This window comes from Mesorhizobium sp. M1182, from assembly GCF_040318335.1.
GTDB lineage: Bacteria > Pseudomonadota > Alphaproteobacteria > Rhizobiales > Rhizobiaceae > Mesorhizobium.
In genome coordinates, this window is sequence record NZ_JAMYMD010000006.1 from 20,648 (window position 1) to 38,949 (window position 18,302).

Sequence of the window (18,302 nt, forward strand, 5' to 3'; positions counted from 1 at the left end):
ATGATGGAGCCCGTGAGAGCGCGTCATGGGCCAGTCAACGAATTCGGCTGGTCAATCCGCGTCAATTCAGCGGTATGTCGTTTTCGGCCTTGCTTGCTTGATAGGCGGCGGACAATTCGTCATAGCGCGCTGATATTGCGCCGATACGCGCTTCCAGCCGCTCGCGCTCGGCATCGGGCAGCGAGCGCACCAATTTGCGGATCGAAAAGCTCTTCCAATAGGCATTCTCGGCATTGTAGCCGCCGGGATCGAGGGTGAAGACCTCTTTCAGGATCTTCAAATCGTGCGGGATGTCGAAGCTGTCGCGCGAGTCTTCGTGGCTGAACAGATAGAAGAAATTGTCGAAGCCGGTCCAGGTGATCGCCGACAGGCAGAGCGAGCAGGGTTCGTGCGTGGCAAGAAAGATCGCGTCCTTGGTGTCGACGCGTTCGGCTTTAGGCATTTCGTAGAAGCGCTTCAGGCAATGCACCTCGCCGTGCCAGAGCGGGTTTTCGGTCTCGTTGTTGGTTTCGGCAAGCACCAGCGAGCGGTCGTCCTTGCGCAGAATGGCCGCGCCGAACAGCTTATTGCCGTGCGCGACGCCTTCGACGGTCTTCGGCACGATGTCGTGCTCGATGACGTCGAGCAGTCGGTCGATCAGCGAAATGTCGGTCATCATCTAATCCCGTCGGGAAGATCGATCTCGTAGGCGTGCGAGAAATGGCACTCTTCGAGATTGGAGCCGTCGCCGCCGCGGTCGACGACCACAAAATCCTGGACATCGCCGATCGGCGTCAGAACTCCGTGCCACAGATTGCGCGGATAGTTGATGCCTTGCCCGGGCGCGGTGATGAAGGCATGCGGCTCGCCCGGGCCCTCTTCGCCGTCATGGCAGACGACGACCAGGAACGGCCGTGGTGACAGCGGGATGAAGGCCTGGCTGCCAAACGGATGGCGCTCCACCATGGTAAGCTTCAACGGCAGCTCATAGGGCGTGCCACGCACCATCGAGATCAGCACGCGCGCATTCGGCCCTCGTGCTTCCGCCGTGGCGAGGTCATGGTAGCGCTCAGCCTTGCCGCCATTGATCGGATAATGGTTGTCGCCGCCCATATCGATGACGTCGCCGAATTCGGCGAAATTCTCGCGGGTCAGCGGCCGCGCGACGATGCGGGTCATGGTGTAGGTCTCACGACGCCGGCGCTGCCAAGCTTGGCGTGGCGGTTGACGTCCTTGTAGAGGAGATAGCGGAATTTGCCCGGCCCGCCGGCATAACAAGCCTGCGGGCAAAAGGCGCGCAGCCACATATAGTCGCCGGCTTCGACTTCGACCCAGTCCTGGTTGAGACGGTAGACCGCCTTGCCCTCCAGCACATAGAGCCCGTGCTCCATGACGTGCGTCTCGGCGAAGGGAATGACCGCGCCAGGCTCGAGCGTGACGATGGTGACATGCATGTCGTGGCGCATGTCGGCCGGATCGACGAAGCGCGTCGTCGCCCATCGGCCTTCGGTACCCGGCATTGGCGTCGGCGCGATTTCCTGTTCGTTGGCGAAGAACGCTTGCGGCTGGTCGATGCCGTCGACTGCGTCATAAGTCTTGCGGATCCAGTGAAAGCGGACGGCGGCACCGCTTTCATTGCGCACCGTCCACCCGCTCGCCGGGGGCAGGTAGGCAAAGCCGCCCGGCCTTAAGCTATGTTTCTTGTCGGCAAGCGAAACGCATAGCTCGCCTTCGACTACGAACAGGGCACCTTCGGCGGCGGCGTCAAGCTCGGGGCGGTCGCTGCCGCCGCCGGGCGCGAGCTCGACGATGTATTGCGAAAACGTCTCGGCAAAACCCGACAGCGGCCGCGACAGCACCCAGACGCGTGTCCCATCCCAGAACGGCAAGGCGCTGGTGACGATGTCCTGCATCACACCCTTGGGGATGACCGCATAGGCCTGTGTGAACACAGCGCGGCCGGTCAGCAATTCACTCTGGCCGGGATGTCCGCCCTGCGGCGCATAATAGGTTCGCTCGGCCATTTTCATCATATCCATAAATTCAAGCCTGTTGCGGAAGCCACGGCCCATGGCGGCAGCCGAAGCCCTATTGCGGAAGCATGTCCTTGAGACGAAGCAGCGCGATGCACTCGACCTGTCTGCAGGCGGTTTCGAATTCGACGTCGTGGCTGTTGCCGATACGCGCCTCGAACTCGGCCAGGATCTCCGCCTTGGTCTTTCCTTTCACCGCAATAATGAAGGGGAAACCGAAACTGGTGACGTAGGCGGCATTGAGTTTTGCGAACAGCTCGCGCTCCTTCTCGGTCAGCGCGTCGAGCCCTGCCGAAGCCTGTTCCCTCGACGATTCCGCCGTCAGCCGCTTGGCCTGTGCCAGTTTTCCGGCAAGATCGGGGTGGGCATTGAGCACAGCAAACCGCTCGGCCTCGCTGGCCGCGCGAAACACGCGGCAGAGCGCGTTGTGCAGGCCGCCGGCACTGTCATGGGCCGGGCCGAGCTCCAGCTCATAAGCGCGCTCGGCAACCCACGGCGAATGCTCGAAGACGCCGCCGAATGTGTGGACGAAGGCCTCGAATTCCATTTTCGACGGGCGCAGCGCCGGCAACCGGAACGGATGCGTCTCCTGCCAGTGTTTTGCAATGTCGATGCGTCGTGCCAGCCAGACCTTGTCATGCGATTTGACGTAGTCGATGAAGCGCTTCAGTGCCGCGACCCGGCCCGGCCGCCCAACCAGGCGGCAGTGCAGGCCGATATTCATCATGCGCGGCCGCCCTGCCTTGCCCTCGGCATAGAGCGTATCGAAACTATCCCTGAGATAGGCAAAAAACTGGTCGCCCGAATTGAAGCCCTGCGGCGTGGCAAAGCGCATGTCGTTGGCGTCGAGCGTGTAGGGTATGATCAGCTGCGGTTTCGCCGTGCCATCCGGCACCACGTGCTCGAACCAGTAGGGCAGCTCGTCGTCATAGGTATCCGACACATAGTCGAAGCCGCCCTCTTCCGCCGCCAGCCGCACCGTGTTGATCGAGGTGCGGCCGGTGTACCAGCCGGTCGGCCGCGCCCCTGTCACCTCATAATGCAGCCGGATCGCCGCCTCCATGTCGCGGCGCTCGTCTTCCGGGGTATGGTCGCGGTAGTCGATCCATTTCAGCCCGTGCGAAGCGATCTCCCAGCCGGCCTCCTGCATCGCCGCAACCTGGTCGGGCGAACGTGCCAGGGCCGTGGCGACGCCATAGCAGGTGATCGGCACCTGTGCCTCGCTGAACAGGCGCAGTAATCGCCAGAAGCCGGCTCGGGCGCCGTATTCGTAGATCGATTCCATGTTCCAGTGGCGCTGGCCGGGCCAGGGCGCGGCGCCGACGATCTCCGACAGGAAAGCCTCCGAAGCCTTGTCGCCGTGCAGGACGCAATTCTCGCCGCCCTCTTCGTAATTGACGACGAACTGCACCGCGACATGCGCCCCGCCGGGCCATTTCGGATCCGGCGGATTGGCTCCGTAGCCGCGCATGTCTCGTTCGTAACGCATTCTCGCTCCTGCCGGAAATTGTGATCAGGATAGTCGAAAGGAGTGCCTGCGCATTCCCCCGAAATTTTTGAAAGTGTTTTTGTCGCGCTCCGCTCGACCGGGACTTATGCATCGCCTTTAATTGGCGCACAATTCATGAATAGTGTTCGACCGTTCAGGGAATGGAGCAGCCAGTGGCGGAAACGTCGAAAGCCGAAGGCGGGCGCCTGACGACCCACGTCCTCGACACTGCGGCCGGCAAACCGGCGGCCGGTCTGTCGATCGAGCTCTATCATCTTGACGGTCAGGCCCGGACGCATCTGAAAACGGTCGTCACCAATCATGACGGCCGTTGCGATGCTCCGTTGCTTGCCGGCGCGGAATTCCGCACCGGCGAATACGAGCTGGTCTTTGCGGCCGGCGATTATCTGCGCGGGCAAGGGACAAAACTGGCGGAACCGGCCTTCCTCGACCATGTGCCGATCCGCTTCGGTATGGCCGAGCCGATGCACTATCATGTGCCGCTGCTTCTGTCGCCGTACGGCTATTCGACCTACCGGGGAAGCTGAGATGGCAGGGATCAAGACACGCAACGAAATCCGCTTCATCCTCAATGGCGAGGACGTCGCGCTCGGCACGATTGCACCCGACCAGACCCTGCTCGACTGGCTGCGGCTCGACCGCTCGCTGCGCGGCACCAAGGAAGGTTGCGCCGAGGGCGACTGTGGCGCCTGCACGGTGCTGGTCGGCAGGCTCTCCGGTGGAACACTGGTCTATGAAAGCGTCAATGCCTGCATCCGCTTCCTTGGCTCGCTAGACGGCACGCATGTCGTGACCGTCGAGCATCTGCGCGGCGACGCAGGAAAACTGCATCCCGTGCAGCAGGCCATGGTCGATTTCCACGGCTCGCAATGCGGCTTCTGCACACCGGGTTTCGTCATGTCGCTTTATGCTCTGTGGATGCGGGCGCCGGAGCCGTCGGACGCCGCCATCGAAAAGGCGCTGCAAGGCAATCTCTGCCGCTGCACCGGATACGAGGCGATCATGCGCGCGGCGCGCGCCATCTCCAGCTACCGCACGGCGGCAAAGGATCCGTTGGCGGCGGAGCGCAAGGCAGTCACGGCCAAGCTCGAAGCGATGAAGGACGGTTCGCGCATCGAGATCGGCTCCGGCAACAAGCGGCTGATCGTGCCGGCCAATGCCGACGATCTGGCCAGCGTACTCGTCAAGGAGCCGGGCGCCACTATCGTCGCGGGTTCGACCGATGTCGGCCTTTGGGTGACCAAGCACATGCGCGATATTGCGCCGGCGGTTTTCATCGGCAATCTCGATGGTCTGTGCGGGATTTCCGAGGACAAGGGCGTCATCTCGATCGGCGCCGGTGTCACCTATAGCGAAGCCTTCTCGACGCTGGCGAAACGCATCCCGGCGCTCGGCCCGCTGTTCGACCGCATCGGCGGCGATCAGGTGCGCAACATGGGCACCATCGGCGGCAATATCGCCAACGGTTCGCCGATCGGCGACACGCCGCCGCCGCTGATCGCACTCGGTGCCCGCCTGACGCTGCGCCGCGGCGACAAGCGGCGGACGATCCCGCTCGAGGAGTTTTTCATCGCCTATGGCCGACAGGACCGGCAGCCCGGCGAATTCGTCGAGGCCGTGCATGTTCCGGTGCCGGGCAGCGAGACGAAATTTGCCGTCTACAAGATCACCAAGCGCCGCGACGAAGACATCACAGCAGCGCTAGGCGCGTTTTTCCTGAAGCTCGCCGAGCATGGCACGGTGGCGGATGTGCGCATCGCCTATGGCGGCATGGCGGCAACGCCGAAGCGAGCCTTTGGCGTCGAAAAGGCATTGCTTGGCAAGCCCTGGACGGAAGCGACGGTCGAGGCGGCGATGGCCGCGTACGCCGGCGATTTCACGCCGCTGACCGACATGCGGGCAAGCGCCGAATACCGGGCGCTGGCGGCACGCAACCTGCTGCTGCGCTTCTTTGCCGAAACCACCGGCACCCGGGCGCCGATCCAGGTATCACGGCACGAGGCGGCATGATGAACAAGCACGCCACCCCCAACCTGAAGGCGCAAAAAATCGCCGGCGGCGTCGCCACCGACCAGCGCCATGATTCCGCGCACAAGCATGTCAGTGGCACGGCCGTCTATATCGACGACATGCCGGAACCGGCCGGCACGCTGCACGGCTGCCTTGGGCTTTCGACGGCGACGCATGCCACCATCACCAGCATGGACCTGTCGGCGGTGCGCGCCGCACCCGGCGTCATCGACGTGCTGACGGCGAGCGACGTGCCAGGCGAGAACGACATTTCGCCGACCGGCCGTCACGACGAGCCGGTGCTGGCCGACGGCAAGGTGCAATTCTTTGGCCAACCGATCTTCTGCGTCATTGCCGAAACCCGCGAGCAGGCGCGCCGTGCAACGAGGCTGGCCAAGGTCGAATACAAGGAATTGCCGTTCGTCGCCGATGTCGGTGAGCTCGATCCCCGGAAAGATAAGCTGGTCACGCCGCCGCTGACGCTGAGGCGCGGTGATGCAGCGGCTGCGATCAATGCGGCGCCGCGCCGGCTGAAGGGAAAAATGCGCATAGGCGGCCAGGAGCATTTCTATCTCGAAGGTCATATCGCCTTGGCCATCCCCGGCGAGGACCACGACGTCACCATCTATTCCTCGACCCAGCACCCGAGCGAAATCCAGCACATGGTCAGCCATGCGCTGGGTGTGCCGAGCCATGCGGTGACGGTGGAAATCCGCCGGATGGGCGGCGCTTTCGGCGGTAAGGAAACGCAAGGCAATCAGTTTGCGGCATTGGCCGCTATCGCCGCGAAGAAACATCATCGGGCCGTGAAAATCCGGCCTGACCGCGACGACGACATGATCGCCACCGGCAAACGCCACGATTTCCTCGTCGACTACGAGGTCGGCTTCGACGACGAAGGCAATATTCTGGGCATAGATTTCATGTTCGCGGCGCGCTGCGGCTTCTCGGCCGACCTCTCCGGCCCGGTCACTGACCGCGCGCTGTTCCATTGCGACAACACCTATTTCTGGCCGGCGGTGCACGCGCAATCGGCGCCGCTCTACACCAATACGGTATCGAACACCGCCTTTCGCGGCTTCGGCGGCCCGCAAGGCATGGTCGGCGCCGAGCGCGTCATCGACGAAGTCGCGTTTGCCGTCGGCAAGGACCCGCTCGAAATCCGCAAGAAGAATTTCTACGGCACCAGCGACCGCAACATCACTCCCTACCACCAGACGGTCGAGGACAACATCATCCACCGCATCGTCGCCGAGCTGGAGGCGAGTTCCGACTATGCGAGGCGCCGCCGCACCATCGATGCTTTCAATGCCAACAGCCGCTTCATCAAGCGCGGACTGGCGCTGACGCCGGTCAAGTTCGGCATCTCGTTCACCGCCACCCATTACAACCAGGCCGGCGCGCTGGTGCATGTCTATACCGATGGTTCGGTGCATCTGAACCACGGCGGCACCGAGATGGGGCAGGGCCTCTATGTCAAGGTGGCGCAGGTTGTGGCGGAAGAGTTCCAGATCGACCTCGATCAGGTCAAGATCACCGCGACGACGACCGGCAAGGTGCCGAATACCTCGGCCACCGCCGCGTCTTCCGGCTCCGACCTCAACGGCATGGCGGCGCAGAATGCCGCCCGCCAGATCAAGGACCGGGTGACCAATTTTGCCGTCGAGAGATACCAGGTGCCGCGCGACCAGGTGCTGTTCCTGCCCAACCGCGTGCGCATCGGCAACCAGGAGATCGCCTTCGCCGATCTCGTCAGGCAGGCTTATATGGCGCGCATCCAGCTTTCGGCGGCGGGTTTCTACAAGACGCCGAAAATCCATTGGGACCGCGACAAGGGCGAGGGCCATCCCTTCTACTATTTCGCTTACGGCGCCGCGTGCTCGGAAGTGTCTGTCGACACGCTGACCGGCGAATATATCGTCGAGCGCACCGACATCCTGCACGAAACCGGCCGCTCGCTGAACCGCGCCATCGACCTCGGCCAGATCGAGGGCGGCTTCATCCAGGGCATGGGCTGGCTGACAACGGAGGAACTGTGGTGGGACGACAAGGGGCGGCTGCGCACCCATGCGCCATCGACCTACAAGATCCCGCTCGCGTCGGACCGGCCGAAGATTTTTAATGTGACTTTGGCCGACTGGGCGCAAGCAGGCGAGCCGACGGTGTACCGCTCCAAGGCGGTCGGCGAGCCGCCCTTTCCGCTCGCAATGTCGGTGCTGCATGCGCTGTCGGACGCAGTGGCGAGCGTTGCCAGCCACAAGATCTGCCCGCGCCTCGACCCGCCGGCCACGCCGGAGCGTGTGCTGATGGCGATCGAACGGCTGAAGCGCGAAGCCAAAACCGGCACTTGAATCCCGGAAAACGTGCAATTCAGGCCGAAAAACTCTATATTTCCCGATAGGGAACGCAAATGATGAACGCGAAAGTGCAGAGCCTGAAAGCCTTTCTTGCCGGCGCCGGCCGGGTCGCCTTCGTTGAGGTGGCCCGGACAAAAGGTTCGACGCCGCGCGAGACGGGTGCCTTCATGCTCGTCTCAGGATCGGCCACTTTCGGTACGATCGGCGGCGGCCAGCTCGAATACATGGCGATCGACAAAGCGCGACAGATGCTTTTCTCCCCCCTTGAGGGGGAGATGGCCGCGGAGCGGCCAGAGGGGGTCGTCTCAGAAGGTACCGCCAGCGCGTCGAGCACTGCCGCGGCGACCCCACCCGGCGGCTTCGCCGCCACCCTCCCCTCAAGGGGGAGGGATATCCGCGCCACCCTCGACATCGCGCTCGGCCCGGACATCGGGCAGTGCTGCGGCGGCAGGGTCGAGCTGCTGATCCAGCTGGTCGACCCCGCGCTTGAAGCCAAGCTGGTTGCGGCGGCGGAAACCGAGGAAGCGCAGCGACCGCATGTCTACATCCTCGGCGGCGGCCATGTCGGCCAGGCGCTGGCCTCCGCGATGGCCTTGCTGCCGGTGCATGTCGTCGTTGTCGAGACGCGAGCCGAGGCGCTCAAAGGCATGCCGGAAGCGGTCGAAACCAAGCTGACGCCGATGCCTGAGGCGATGGTGCGCGAAGCCCCGGCTGGATCCGCCTTCGTCGTCCTTACACATGACCACGCGCTGGACTTCCTGATCGTCGCCGAGGCTCTGAAACGCCGGGATGCCGCCTATGTCGGCATGATCGGCTCCAGAACCAAGAAGGCGACGTTCCGAAACTGGTTCCTGAAATCGGCGGACGGAAGCGAGGCGGAATTTGCCCACCTCGTCTCGCCGATCGGCGGCGATGCCGTTAAGGACAAGCGCCCGCAGGTGATCGCCGCACTCGCCGTAGCCGAGATTATGACAGCGTTGGCCGGCCATGCGGCGGCACCGTCCGCTCAGTCCAAAGCCCCTCACCGCAAGGCGATGGCTGGCTGACGTTTTGGCTATTCCTTCTCCTGCGTGTGCGCCTCAAGGAACCACAGCAATTTGTCGAGCGAGCGTGAATAGGCGGTGAAGATGTCGGCGGTGTCGGCGTCGCCCGCGCCAGCCGCTTCGTCGATCGCGGCGCGTGCCCGCTTGGCGGTCGCGGCATAGCGGTCGATCAGCGCCGCCAGATGGTCTCGGGTCTTGTGGATGTCGGTCGGATAGGCCTCCAGCATAGTCGCCTTCGACACCTCCTGCGAGGTGCCGAGCGCCGTGCCGCCGAGCTGTACGGCGCGCTCGGCAATGGTGTCGACATGGCCGTCGAGCTCCTCGCGGAACGTGTCGAGCATCTCGTGGATGGCGATGAATTGCGGTCCCTTGACGTTCCAGTGCGCCTGCTTGGTGATCAAGGCCAGATCGATGGCGTCGGCGAGGCGGGCATTGAGAAGATCGATACACTCTTTCTTGGCATTGGATTGCAGGTCATTGCGGGTGGCGATGGCATCCATGATCGGCTCCTATGGCGGTTGCGTCCGCGTGGTTTGAAAAGAGGGCGAAGTTTGGGATGGTCAATCGAATATGCGCGCAGACGCCCTCATCGCCGCGGCACAGCATCCCAAAACGGCGATCTCCGACTTTCGTTCCGCTCGTCGTTTACGCCGGCGTTTTCAAGCCCAGATGGTCGCGCAGAGTGCTGCCTTCATAATCCTTCCGGAAAAGCCCGCGCCGCTGCAGCTCTGGCACGACAAGCGTGGCAAAGGCTTCGAGTTCGCCGGGAAAATAGGATGGCATGACGTTGAAACCGTCTGCCGCGCCGCCCTCGAAGCGTGCCTCGAGCTGGTCGGCGATCTGGGCCGGAGTTCCGACGACGCGCCAATGACCGCGCGCGCCGGCGAAATGACGGGCAAGCTGGCGAATGGACAGCTTGTCGCGGCGGGATTGCTCGATGACGAGCGCCTGCCGGCTCTGCATGCCTTCGCTGGCCGGCAGCTCGGGCAGCGGTCCGTCGATGGGATAGCGCGCGAGATCGGATATGCTGAGATAGCTGGAAAGCAGCGCGACACCGATATCGTCCGGTATCAGCTCCTGCAGTTCGTCATGTTTTGCCCGGGCTTCCGCTTCGCTTGCCGCAACCACCGGCGCGACGCCAGGCATGATCTTGAGGTCGTCCGGCTCGCGCCCATAGGCCGCCAGCCGTCCCCTGAGGTCGTCGTAGAAAGCCTTCCCCTCCTCGAATGTCTGCGCCGCAGTGAACACCACATCGGCGGTCCGGGCGGCGAGATCGCGGCCTTCGTCCGACGCTCCCGCCTGAACCATGACCGGCGCACCTTGGGGCGAGCGCGGCAGATCGAGCGGGTCGCGCACCGAAAAGCTTCTGCCTTCGTGTCCGCCCTGGCCTTGCCAAAGGCCAGCAACCACGGCAGCGAATTCGCGCGCGCGTTCGTAGCGGTCGGCATGCGGGCGCAGACCGGTCGAGCCGAAATTGGCGGCCTCGATCTGGCTGGCGGAAGTGACAAGGTTCCAGCCGGCACGGCCGCCGCTCAGGTGGTCGAGCGACAGGAAGGTTCGCGCCAGCCCGTAAGGCTCGTTATAGCTCGTCGACGCCGTTGAGACGAGGCCGATGCGCTCCGTCTGCACCGCGAGCGCGGCAAGCAGGCTGATCGGCTCGAAGCCGATCGAGCGTGAGGTCTGGCTGGCGATATCGACATTGGCCTCACGCACGCCGGCGGCGTCCTCGCAGAAGATCATGTCGAACTTCGCCGCTTCCGCCGTCCGCGCCAGCTGGATGTAGTGATCGATGTCGATGCCGGCCGTGACATGCGCCTGCCGATGGCGCCAGGCGGCGATGTGGTGGCCTGTCGCCCACAGGAAGGCGCCGAGCTTCATCTGCCGTAGACCGGTACTCATTGCCGATCCTCCCCGGCAAGTCCGAGATGGGAGCGAAGTGTCGCCCCGCGGTAACCAGGCCTAACGAGGCCGCGGCGGCGAAGGCCCGGCAGCACGCAATCAACGAAATTGTCGAGCGCTACCATCCGCGGCATGAGAATGTTAAAACCGTCACAAGCTGTGGAGCGAAAGCACTCTTCGAGCCGATCCGCAAACATGTCCGGGGCGGCGGCTATTTCGGCAACCGCGACAACGTTCATCAGCACTTTCAGCGCCTCCGGCCTGCGCCCGAACGCAAGCGCACGGCGCTTCAGATCGTCAACCCAGTCGATCGATCGCTGGTCCCGCAGGACAACATCGGCGGTGCGGGCGGCAATATCCATGTCGGGCTCGGACAGGCCGGACATGACCAGCACCGGCGTGTCCTGCGGCGACCGCGCCACGTTGAGCGGCCCGCGCACGGAAAAATATTCGCCCTTGTGGTCGAGAAGGTGCATCTTCTCGGGATCGAAGAAGCGGCCGCCAACTTTGTCGAACAGCAGCGCGTCTGCGTCCCAGCCTTTCCACAAGCCTTGCACGATGCCGATGAATTCCTCGGCGCGCAGGCGGAAATCATCGCCGGAAAACCCTTCCTGTCGGCTGAAATTGGCGGCCTCGCGCGGGTCGGGCATCATGCTCGCGTTCCAGCCGGCGCGGCCATGGCTGATAATATCGAGCGAAGCGAAACGGCGCGCGAGATTATAGGGCTGGTGGGCGACCGTCGACGCTGCCGCGACGAGACCGATCCTGCTTGTCACCGTCGCCAGCGCTGCCAGCAAGGTCGTTGCTTCGAAGCGCATTTGCCGGTTCGGCCCGCCTGCAACCGGTGCGGAATCGCCCAGCAACACCATGTCCAGACCGGCCGCTTCGGCTTCTTGCACGAACCGCGTCAGCAGACTGAAGTCCGAGCCGGCGTCGGGCGGATGGGAAGGGGCGGCTTCCGGAGACAGTGAAACGGCGAGACACATTGTGGCGCCGTTGGCCATCGCTTTTCCCTGTTGAGCGAGATTCCTTGAGAATTATCTCGCCGGCTGGACGGAAAGCAACCGGCCAGCCGACGATCATTTGCCGGCCAGAATATCCCTGATCAGCCGCTGGCAGCGCTCGGCCATGAAATCGAGCAGCAGCCGCACCTTCGGATCCTGCAGCTTCTTGTGCGGGTAGACGGCGGCGAACTGCACCGGCGTCGGCGGCGTGTTGCTCAGGATCACCTTCAGCCGCTGGTCGCGGATAAACGGCTCGACCTCGAAGCGCGGCTTGTTGATGATGCCGCGGCCGGACAGCGCCCAGCCGGTCAGCACGTCGCCATCATCGGTATCGTAGGGGCCGTGCACCTCGAACTTTTGCGGCCCATTCGGCGTCTGCAGCGTCCAGACATATTCGCGCGCGCCGGAATAGCGCAGCATCAGGCAATCGTGTTTCTTGCCGATCAACTCCTGCGGCTCGGTCGGCTCGCCGCGCACGTCCAGATATTGCGGAGCCGCTACCAGCACGCGCTCGCAGTCCATGATGCCGCGCATCCTGAGGCTGGAATCCTCGATGATGCCCAGCCGGAACGCAACGTCGATGCCTTCCTTCATGATATCGACATTGTGATCGGAAAGCCGGAGCCGCACCTCGATATCTGGGTATCTGTCGTGGAAATCCGGGATTCCGGATGCTACCAGCCGCCGCCCGAGGCCGAGCGGCGCTGTCACCTTTATGGTGCCGCGCGGCTGGCCGGATAGCGCGCTGACCGCCGCTTCTGCCTCGGTGACCGCCTCCAGCACCTGCTTGGCGCCGGAGTAGAACACGGTGCCGTGCTCGGTCGGCATCAATTGTCGCGTCGTGCGGTTGAACAGCCTGACGCCCAGGTGCTTCTCGAGCTCCTTGATTCGGTTGGAAGCGACCGCCGGCGAAATGCGCATGTCGCGCCCAGCCGCCGACAAATTGCCGAGCTCGACGACGCGGACGAAAACGGCGATGTTGTCGAGATAGGCCATGCGGCTTCCGTGGCTCTCGTGTGGCTGCGTATGATCAGCCTAGTATTTTCCAATTTTTTTTGAAAGTCATCGTGCAGCTCGGCCCTTTCCGTTTGCGCTCCAGTCCGTAAAGTCAGTGGATCGGCAGGGACGATTTTTTCATGATGGATTTCGCGATATTCTGGGATTGGCTGAGTTTCGCCGTGCGCTGGCTGCACGTCGTCACCGGTATCGCCTGGATTGGATCGTCCTTTTATTTCGTCGCGCTCGATCTCGGGCTGCGCCAGCGTCCGGGCATGCCTGCCGGAGCCTTCGGCGAGGAATGGCAGGTGCATGGCGGCGGCTTTTACCATGTGCAGAAATATCTGGTGGCGCCGGCTGAGATGCCCGAGCATCTGACCTGGTTCAAGTGGGAATCCTACGCCACCTGGCTGTCGGGCTTCGCCATGCTGTGCGTCGTCTACTATGCCGGGGCGGACCTGTTCCTGATCGATCCGAATGTCCTTGCCATGTCGGTGCCTACAGGCATCTTGCTGTCGCTGGCGACGATCGGCGTCGGCTGGGTGATGTACGATCTCTTGTGCCGTTCGCCGCTCGGCAACAGCGACACCGGCCTGATGCTGGTGCTGTATGGGGTGCTGGTATTCATGGCCTGGGGACTGACCCACCTGTTCACCGGCCGCGCCGCCTTCCTGCATCTCGGCGCCATTACCGCGACTATCATGTCGGCCAACGTTTTCATGGTCATCATCCCAAACCAGAAGATCGTCGTCGCCGACCTGATCGCCGGCCGTAAGCCCGATCCGAAATACGGCAAGATCGCCAAACAGCGCTCGCTGCACAACAATTACCTGACGCTGCCGGTTTTGTTCCTGATGCTGTCGAACCATTATCCGCTGGCGTTCGGCACAGAGTTCAACTGGGTCATTGCCTCGCTGGTGTTCATCATCGGCGTGCTGATCCGGCACTATTTCAATACCAGGCACGCGCGCAAAGGCAATCCGACCTGGACCTGGCTGGCCGCCGCCGTCCTGTTTGTCGTCATCATCTGGCTGTCGACGGCACCGAAGCTGCTGACCGGCGAGGTCAAAACGTCCTCGGCGGCACAGGTCTACGTCGCCTCGGCGCATTTTCCCGCCGTGCGTGATACAGTGCTTGGCCGCTGTTCGATGTGCCATGCGGCGGAGCCGTCCTACGAGGGCATTTACCACGCGCCTAAGGGCGTGATGCTCGATACCGATGCCGGCATCGCCGAGCACGCCGGCGAGATCTACCTGCAGGCCGGACGCAGCCACGCCATGCCGCCCGCCAACGTCACCCAGATCACCGACAAGGAACGGGCACTGCTGGTAGCCTGGTTCGAAGGCGCGGGGAAATAGCATGACCAGCACGCTGCTGCGCGGCCGCACGCTGTCGTTTTTGCGCTGGCCAGAAACCATCGACGACCATTCCGCCTGGCGCTACGAGCAAGATGGCGGCCTGCTGATGCGCGACGGAAGGATCGTTGCCGCTGGCGCCTATGCCGAGGTCGAGAAAAAGGCGGGCGAGGGAACAAAAAAGATCGACCACAGGCCACATCTGCTGCTGCCCGGGTTCATCGATGCGCATGCACATTTTCCGCAGATGCAGGTCATCGCTTCCTTCGGCGCCGAACTGCTCGACTGGCTGAACACCTACACTTTTCCGGAAGAGACCAAATTCCAGAACGCCCAGCATGGCCGCCGTATCGCCAGGCTGTTCCTGGATGAAGTGTTGCGCCACGGCACCACGACAGTCGCGGCCTATTGCTCGGTACACAAGGAATCTGCCGAAGCGTTCTTTGCAGAGTCGCACGACCGCAACATGCTCAACATCGCCGGCAAGGTGATGATGGACCGCAACGCGCCGGACGGCGTGCTCGACACGCCGCAATCGGGCTATGACGACAGCAAGGCGTTGATCGATGAGTGGCACGGCAAGGGGCGCCAGCACTATGCCATCACGCCGCGCTTCGCCATCACCTCGTCGCCCGAGCAATTGGAGATGGCGGGCGCGCTCTGCCGCGAATATCCTGATCTGCACATGCAGACGCATCTGTCGGAAAACCACGCCGAGATCGCCTTCACGCAGCAATTATACCCGCAGACGCGGGACTACACCGACATCTACGAACACTATGGGCTGCTCGGGCGCAGAAGCCTGTTCGGCCATTGCATCCACCTGTCGGAGCGCGAGGCGGATGCGCTTTCGGATAGCGGCTCGGTGGCGGTGTTCTGCCCGACCTCCAACCTGTTTCTCGGCTCGGGCCTGTTCGATTATCAGCGCTATAGCCGCCGCGAGAAGCCGCTTCGCATCGCCGCAGCCACCGATGTCGGCGGTGGCACCAACTATTCGATGCTGCGCACCATGGACGAGGGCTACAAGGTGATCGCGCTGAACGGCGAGAAGCTCAATCCGTTCCAGTCCTTCTGGCAGCTGACCCGCGGTAATGCCGAGGCGCTGTCGCTTGCGGAAAAGATCGGCACCCTGGAGGAAGGCAGCGACGCCGATATCATCGTGCTCGACGCCCGCGCCACGCCGGCGATGCGGCTGCGGGTGGAGACGGCGGACACGCTCGCCGAGGAATTGTTTCTGCTGCAGACACTCGGCGACGACCGCGCCGTGCGCGAGGTCTATGTCGCCGGCCGGGCGGCCAAGGCGGATATAGCGGTTTAGCCGTCGTATGCGGCCGGCTTGACCGGGCGGCAGCCATCCGCCAAAGCAACAGGCGAGATCGACAGGGGAACGACATGGCCGTTGCGGACGACATCGCTCTGATCAAGAAACAGGAAGCCACGCTTGTCTTTTCGGCCTTCGACGAAGCCGTCGCTTTCGAGATCGGCTCGGCGATCCGCGACCGGGCTCTCAAGGAAAACCTGCCAATCATCGTCGATATCAGAACTTTCGACCGGCCGCTGTTCTATGCGGCAACGCCCGGCTCGAACGCCTCCAATCCGGACTGGGCGCGGCGCAAGATCAACGTCGTGCGGCGGTTCCTGAAAAGCACCTACCGCATGGTGCTGGAGCAGCAGCGCCCCGACCGCAGCTTCAAGCCCGGCGAAGGGCTGGACATTGCCGACTATGTGCTGGCCGGTGGCGGCTTTCCCATCACTGTCAAGGGCGCTGGCGTCATCGGCGTGATCGCCGTCTCCGGTCTACCGGAGCGCGAGGACCACGGAGTGGTCGTCGATACGCTGTGTAGCTACTTGGGCGTCGATAGCCAGGAGTTGGTCCTGCCGTCGGAAGCAACATCGTGACGTTGGCGCTGCCCCTCATCCGCCCGCCGGCACCTTCTCCCCGCGTAGTGACGGGGACAAGGGAAACGCTCCAACGCTGGCGATCCCCTCTTGCCGTCTCTCTGCGGGGAGAGGGTAACGGTGAGGGGCAGCGCAAACGCCGCAGAAGCTCGCACAGCGTCCGTGGTACCTCAGTATGACCGCGCTCGATCCCAAGTCCTTTCTCATTTCGATCTTCAACGCCGCCGTTGCCGCCGCCGATCCCCAGAGGACGATCAAGGATCATTTGCCGGCAAGGCCGAAGGGCCGGACCATCGTCATCGGTGCCGGAAAAGGCTCGGCGCAGATGGCGGCGGCTTTCGAGAAAGTGTGGGACCGGCCGATCGAAGGGCTGGTCGTCACCCGCTACGGCTATGGCGCGGCCTGCCGGCGCATCGAGATCATCGAGGCGGCGCATCCGGTGCCGGATGCCGCGGGGCTAGAAGCTTCACGGCGGCTGCTCGAAAAGGTCCAGGGACTGACTGCGGACGACCTCGTCGTGGCGCTCATTTCGGGCGGCGGCTCGGCGCTGCTGCCGTCACCTGCCGAAGGTCTGACGCTGGCCGATGAGATCGCCGTCAACGAGGCGCTGCTCGCCTCCGGCGCGCCGATCGCCGCGATGAACACCATCCGTAAACATGTTTCCACGATCAAGGGCGGCAGGCTGGCGGCCGCTGCCTATCCAGCCAAGGTGGTGTCGCTGGTGGTCTCCGACATTCCGGGCGATAACCCCGCGCTGGTCGCTTCCGGCCCGACCGTTCCCGATTCCGGCAGCCGCGAAGATGCATTAGCGTCGATCGCCGCCTATGACATGAAACTACCGGCTTCAGTGATGGCGCACATCAATTCGCCCGCCGCCGATGCACCGCGCGTCGATGATCCGCGTTTTTCGCGCAACGAGGTACATCTGATCGCCTCGGCCGGCGTATCGCTGGAAGCGGCTGCGGCCGAAGCCAGGTACCAAGGTATCGAAGCGGTCATTCTCTCCGATTCCATCGAGGGCGAGGCGCGTGAGGTCGGCGGCGTCCACGCTGCAATCGCGCGCGAAGTGGCGACGCGCAACCGGCCATTCGCAAAACCGGTGCTGATCCTGTCGGGCGGCGAGACGACCGTGACCTTGCGCGCGAAAGGCAAAGGCGGCCGCAACTCGGAATTCCTGCTCGCCTTCGCCATTGGGATCAGCGGCCTGGCGGGCGTCCACGCACTGGCCGCCGACACCGACGGCATAGACGGTTCGGAAGACAATGCCGGCGCCTTCGCCGACGGCTCGACAGTGTCGCGGATGCATAAGGCGGGCATCGATGCCAAGGCCATGCTTGCCGGCAACAACGCCTGGACGGCATTCAATGCCGTAGATGACCTTTTCGTACCCGGTCCGACCGGCACAAACGTCAACGATCTCAGGGCGATATTGATCAAATAGCTCAGGCGGCCATCAGCTTTTTCACCGCTCTCATATCCTGCAGGAACCGGTCGCGTTCTGCCTGCCTGTCCGCCGGCTCGCGAATGCGCAGGATGAAGGACGGGTGGATGGTGACGAAGACACGCAAGCCATCGTCACGCTCCACGACGGCCCCGCGCATCTTCATGATCGGCACCACCTTGCCGAGCAGCGCCTGCGCCGCCGTTGCGCCGAGCGCCACCGCCAGATTGGGCTTGATCAGATCGATTTCCTTGTCGAGCCACCAGCGACAAGCCTGCACCTCGCCGGCGTTCGGCTTGGAGTGGATGCGCCGCTTGCCGCGCGGCTCGAACTTGAAATGCTTGACTGCGTTGGTGACGTAGACTTTCAGCCGATCGACGCCGGCATCGTCCAGGATCGCGTCGAACACCTTGCCCGCCGGACCGACGAAGGGCTTGCCCGCCAGGTCCTCCTGGTCGCCCGGCTGTTCGCCGACGAAGATCACCTTGGCTTTATCAGGGCCTTCACCGAACACGGTCTGCGTGGCGTCGTGCCATAGCGGACAGCGGCGGCAGATCTTGGCCGTTTCGCGCAGTTCAGGAATCGTCCTGGCGTCGATTTCTGTCGTTTCCGGAGACTTGCTTGCAGGCAAGCGTCTTGCCTGCACTTTGGCATGGTGCGGCGTCGGGGTTGTCTGCATCCTGGCGATCATGACTAAGGCGGCCTTGCTCGCTCCTGCAATCAGACACGCAATGAGCAAAGCCCGCCGAAGGTTCCGCTGAAATTATTCCGCATGG

The 18,302-nt window shown here is 63.3% G+C and carries 17 protein-coding genes; 8 read left to right on the forward strand and 9 right to left on the reverse strand.

Features of this window, described 5'->3' with window-relative positions:
• Nucleotides 1-61: 61 nt before the first annotated feature.
• From NKH33_RS09890 to puuE, 4 genes are all read right to left on the reverse strand, one after another.
• On the reverse strand, nt 62-655 hold the full coding sequence (locus NKH33_RS09890) for a nucleoside deaminase (RefSeq protein WP_352540356.1): 594 nt from the start codon (nt 653-655) through the stop codon (nt 62-64).
• Nucleotides 655-1,158, reverse strand: coding sequence for an ureidoglycolate lyase (locus NKH33_RS09895; protein WP_352767343.1), 504 nt, complete (start codon nt 1,156-1,158; stop codon nt 655-657). The genes NKH33_RS09890 and NKH33_RS09895 overlap by 1 nt, the downstream gene beginning before the upstream one ends.
• Nucleotides 1,155-2,003 (reverse strand): bifunctional allantoicase/(S)-ureidoglycine aminohydrolase, encoded by an 849-nt coding sequence (locus NKH33_RS09900; RefSeq protein ID WP_502904281.1) that lies wholly within the window; start codon nt 2,001-2,003, stop codon nt 1,155-1,157. Before NKH33_RS09900 ends, NKH33_RS09895 begins: the two co-directional genes overlap by 4 nt.
• Before the next feature lie 64 nt (nt 2,004-2,067).
• Nucleotides 2,068-3,501 (reverse strand): allantoinase PuuE, encoded by a 1,434-nt coding sequence (gene puuE, locus NKH33_RS09905; protein WP_352919183.1) that lies wholly within the window; start codon nt 3,499-3,501, stop codon nt 2,068-2,070.
• Nucleotides 3,502-3,674: 173 nt separating this feature from the next.
• On the opposite strand from puuE, the gene uraH reads away from it, so the two are divergent.
• The 4 genes from uraH to xdhC all read left to right on the forward strand — a co-directional run bounded on the left by uraH (nt 3,675) and on the right by xdhC (nt 8,935).
• On the forward strand, nt 3,675-4,049 hold the full coding sequence (gene uraH / locus NKH33_RS09910; protein ID WP_352469857.1) for a hydroxyisourate hydrolase: 375 nt from the start codon (nt 3,675-3,677) through the stop codon (nt 4,047-4,049).
• A 1-nt stretch (nt 4,050) separates the two neighbouring features.
• A complete protein-coding gene (xdhA, locus tag NKH33_RS09915) occupies nt 4,051-5,532 on the forward strand; it encodes a xanthine dehydrogenase small subunit (protein WP_352919186.1) in 1,482 nt (493 codons plus the stop codon).
• On the forward strand, nt 5,532-7,883 hold the full coding sequence (gene xdhB, locus NKH33_RS09920) for a xanthine dehydrogenase molybdopterin binding subunit (protein ID WP_352919376.1): 2,352 nt from the start codon (nt 5,532-5,534) through the stop codon (nt 7,881-7,883). Before xdhA ends, xdhB begins: the two co-directional genes overlap by 1 nt.
• 62 nt (nt 7,884-7,945) lie before the next feature.
• Complete coding sequence (gene xdhC / locus NKH33_RS09925; protein WP_352470170.1) at nt 7,946-8,935, forward strand: xanthine dehydrogenase accessory protein XdhC; 990 nt, start codon at nt 7,946-7,948, stop codon at nt 8,933-8,935.
• Between the two features lie 8 nt (nt 8,936-8,943).
• Here xdhC and dps read toward each other — a convergent pair whose 3' ends face one another.
• The 4 genes from dps to NKH33_RS09945 form a co-directional block, all read right to left on the reverse strand.
• Nucleotides 8,944-9,432, reverse strand: a complete 489-nt coding sequence (gene dps / locus NKH33_RS09930) for a DNA starvation/stationary phase protection protein Dps (RefSeq protein WP_352469859.1) — start codon at nt 9,430-9,432, stop codon at nt 8,944-8,946.
• 145 nt (nt 9,433-9,577) lie between these two features.
• Nucleotides 9,578-10,831: an LLM class flavin-dependent oxidoreductase gene (locus NKH33_RS09935; protein ID WP_352919188.1), complete on the reverse strand. Its 1,254-nt coding sequence runs from the start codon at nt 10,829-10,831 to the stop codon at nt 9,578-9,580.
• Nucleotides 10,828-11,835 (reverse strand): LLM class flavin-dependent oxidoreductase, encoded by a 1,008-nt coding sequence (locus tag NKH33_RS09940; protein WP_352919191.1) that lies wholly within the window; start codon nt 11,833-11,835, stop codon nt 10,828-10,830. The genes NKH33_RS09935 and NKH33_RS09940 overlap by 4 nt, the downstream gene beginning before the upstream one ends.
• Before the next feature lie 75 nt (nt 11,836-11,910).
• Complete coding sequence (locus tag NKH33_RS09945) at nt 11,911-12,831, reverse strand: LysR family transcriptional regulator (protein ID WP_352452229.1); 921 nt, start codon at nt 12,829-12,831, stop codon at nt 11,911-11,913.
• Between the two features lie 140 nt (nt 12,832-12,971).
• Here NKH33_RS09945 and NKH33_RS09950 point away from each other — a divergent pair, with 140 nt between their 5' ends.
• The 4 genes from NKH33_RS09950 to NKH33_RS09965 all read left to right on the forward strand — a co-directional run bounded on the left by NKH33_RS09950 (nt 12,972) and on the right by NKH33_RS09965 (nt 17,526).
• Entirely contained in the window at nt 12,972-14,189 is a 1,218-nt protein-coding gene (locus tag NKH33_RS09950) for a urate hydroxylase PuuD (RefSeq protein ID WP_352919195.1), read from the forward strand.
• Nucleotide 14,190: 1 nt separating this feature from the next.
• Nucleotides 14,191-15,504, forward strand: coding sequence for a guanine deaminase (guaD, locus tag NKH33_RS09955; protein WP_352830253.1), 1,314 nt, complete (start codon nt 14,191-14,193; stop codon nt 15,502-15,504).
• A gap of 74 nt (nt 15,505-15,578) precedes the next feature.
• The gene (locus tag NKH33_RS09960) at nt 15,579-16,085 is read left to right on the forward strand and encodes a heme-degrading domain-containing protein (RefSeq protein ID WP_352919198.1); all 507 of its coding nucleotides are present in this window, start codon (nt 15,579-15,581) and stop codon (nt 16,083-16,085) included.
• A gap of 175 nt (nt 16,086-16,260) precedes the next feature.
• A complete protein-coding gene (locus NKH33_RS09965; protein WP_352919201.1) occupies nt 16,261-17,526 on the forward strand; it encodes a glycerate kinase type-2 family protein in 1,266 nt (421 codons plus the stop codon).
• A 1-nt stretch (nt 17,527) separates the two neighbouring features.
• Here NKH33_RS09965 and NKH33_RS09970 read toward each other — a convergent pair whose 3' ends face one another.
• Nucleotides 17,528-18,250 carry a UdgX family uracil-DNA binding protein gene (locus tag NKH33_RS09970; RefSeq protein WP_352470171.1) on the reverse strand — a complete coding sequence of 241 codons (723 nt, stop codon included), beginning with the start codon at nt 18,248-18,250 and terminating at the stop codon, nt 17,528-17,530.
• Nucleotides 18,251-18,302 lie beyond the last annotated feature (52 nt).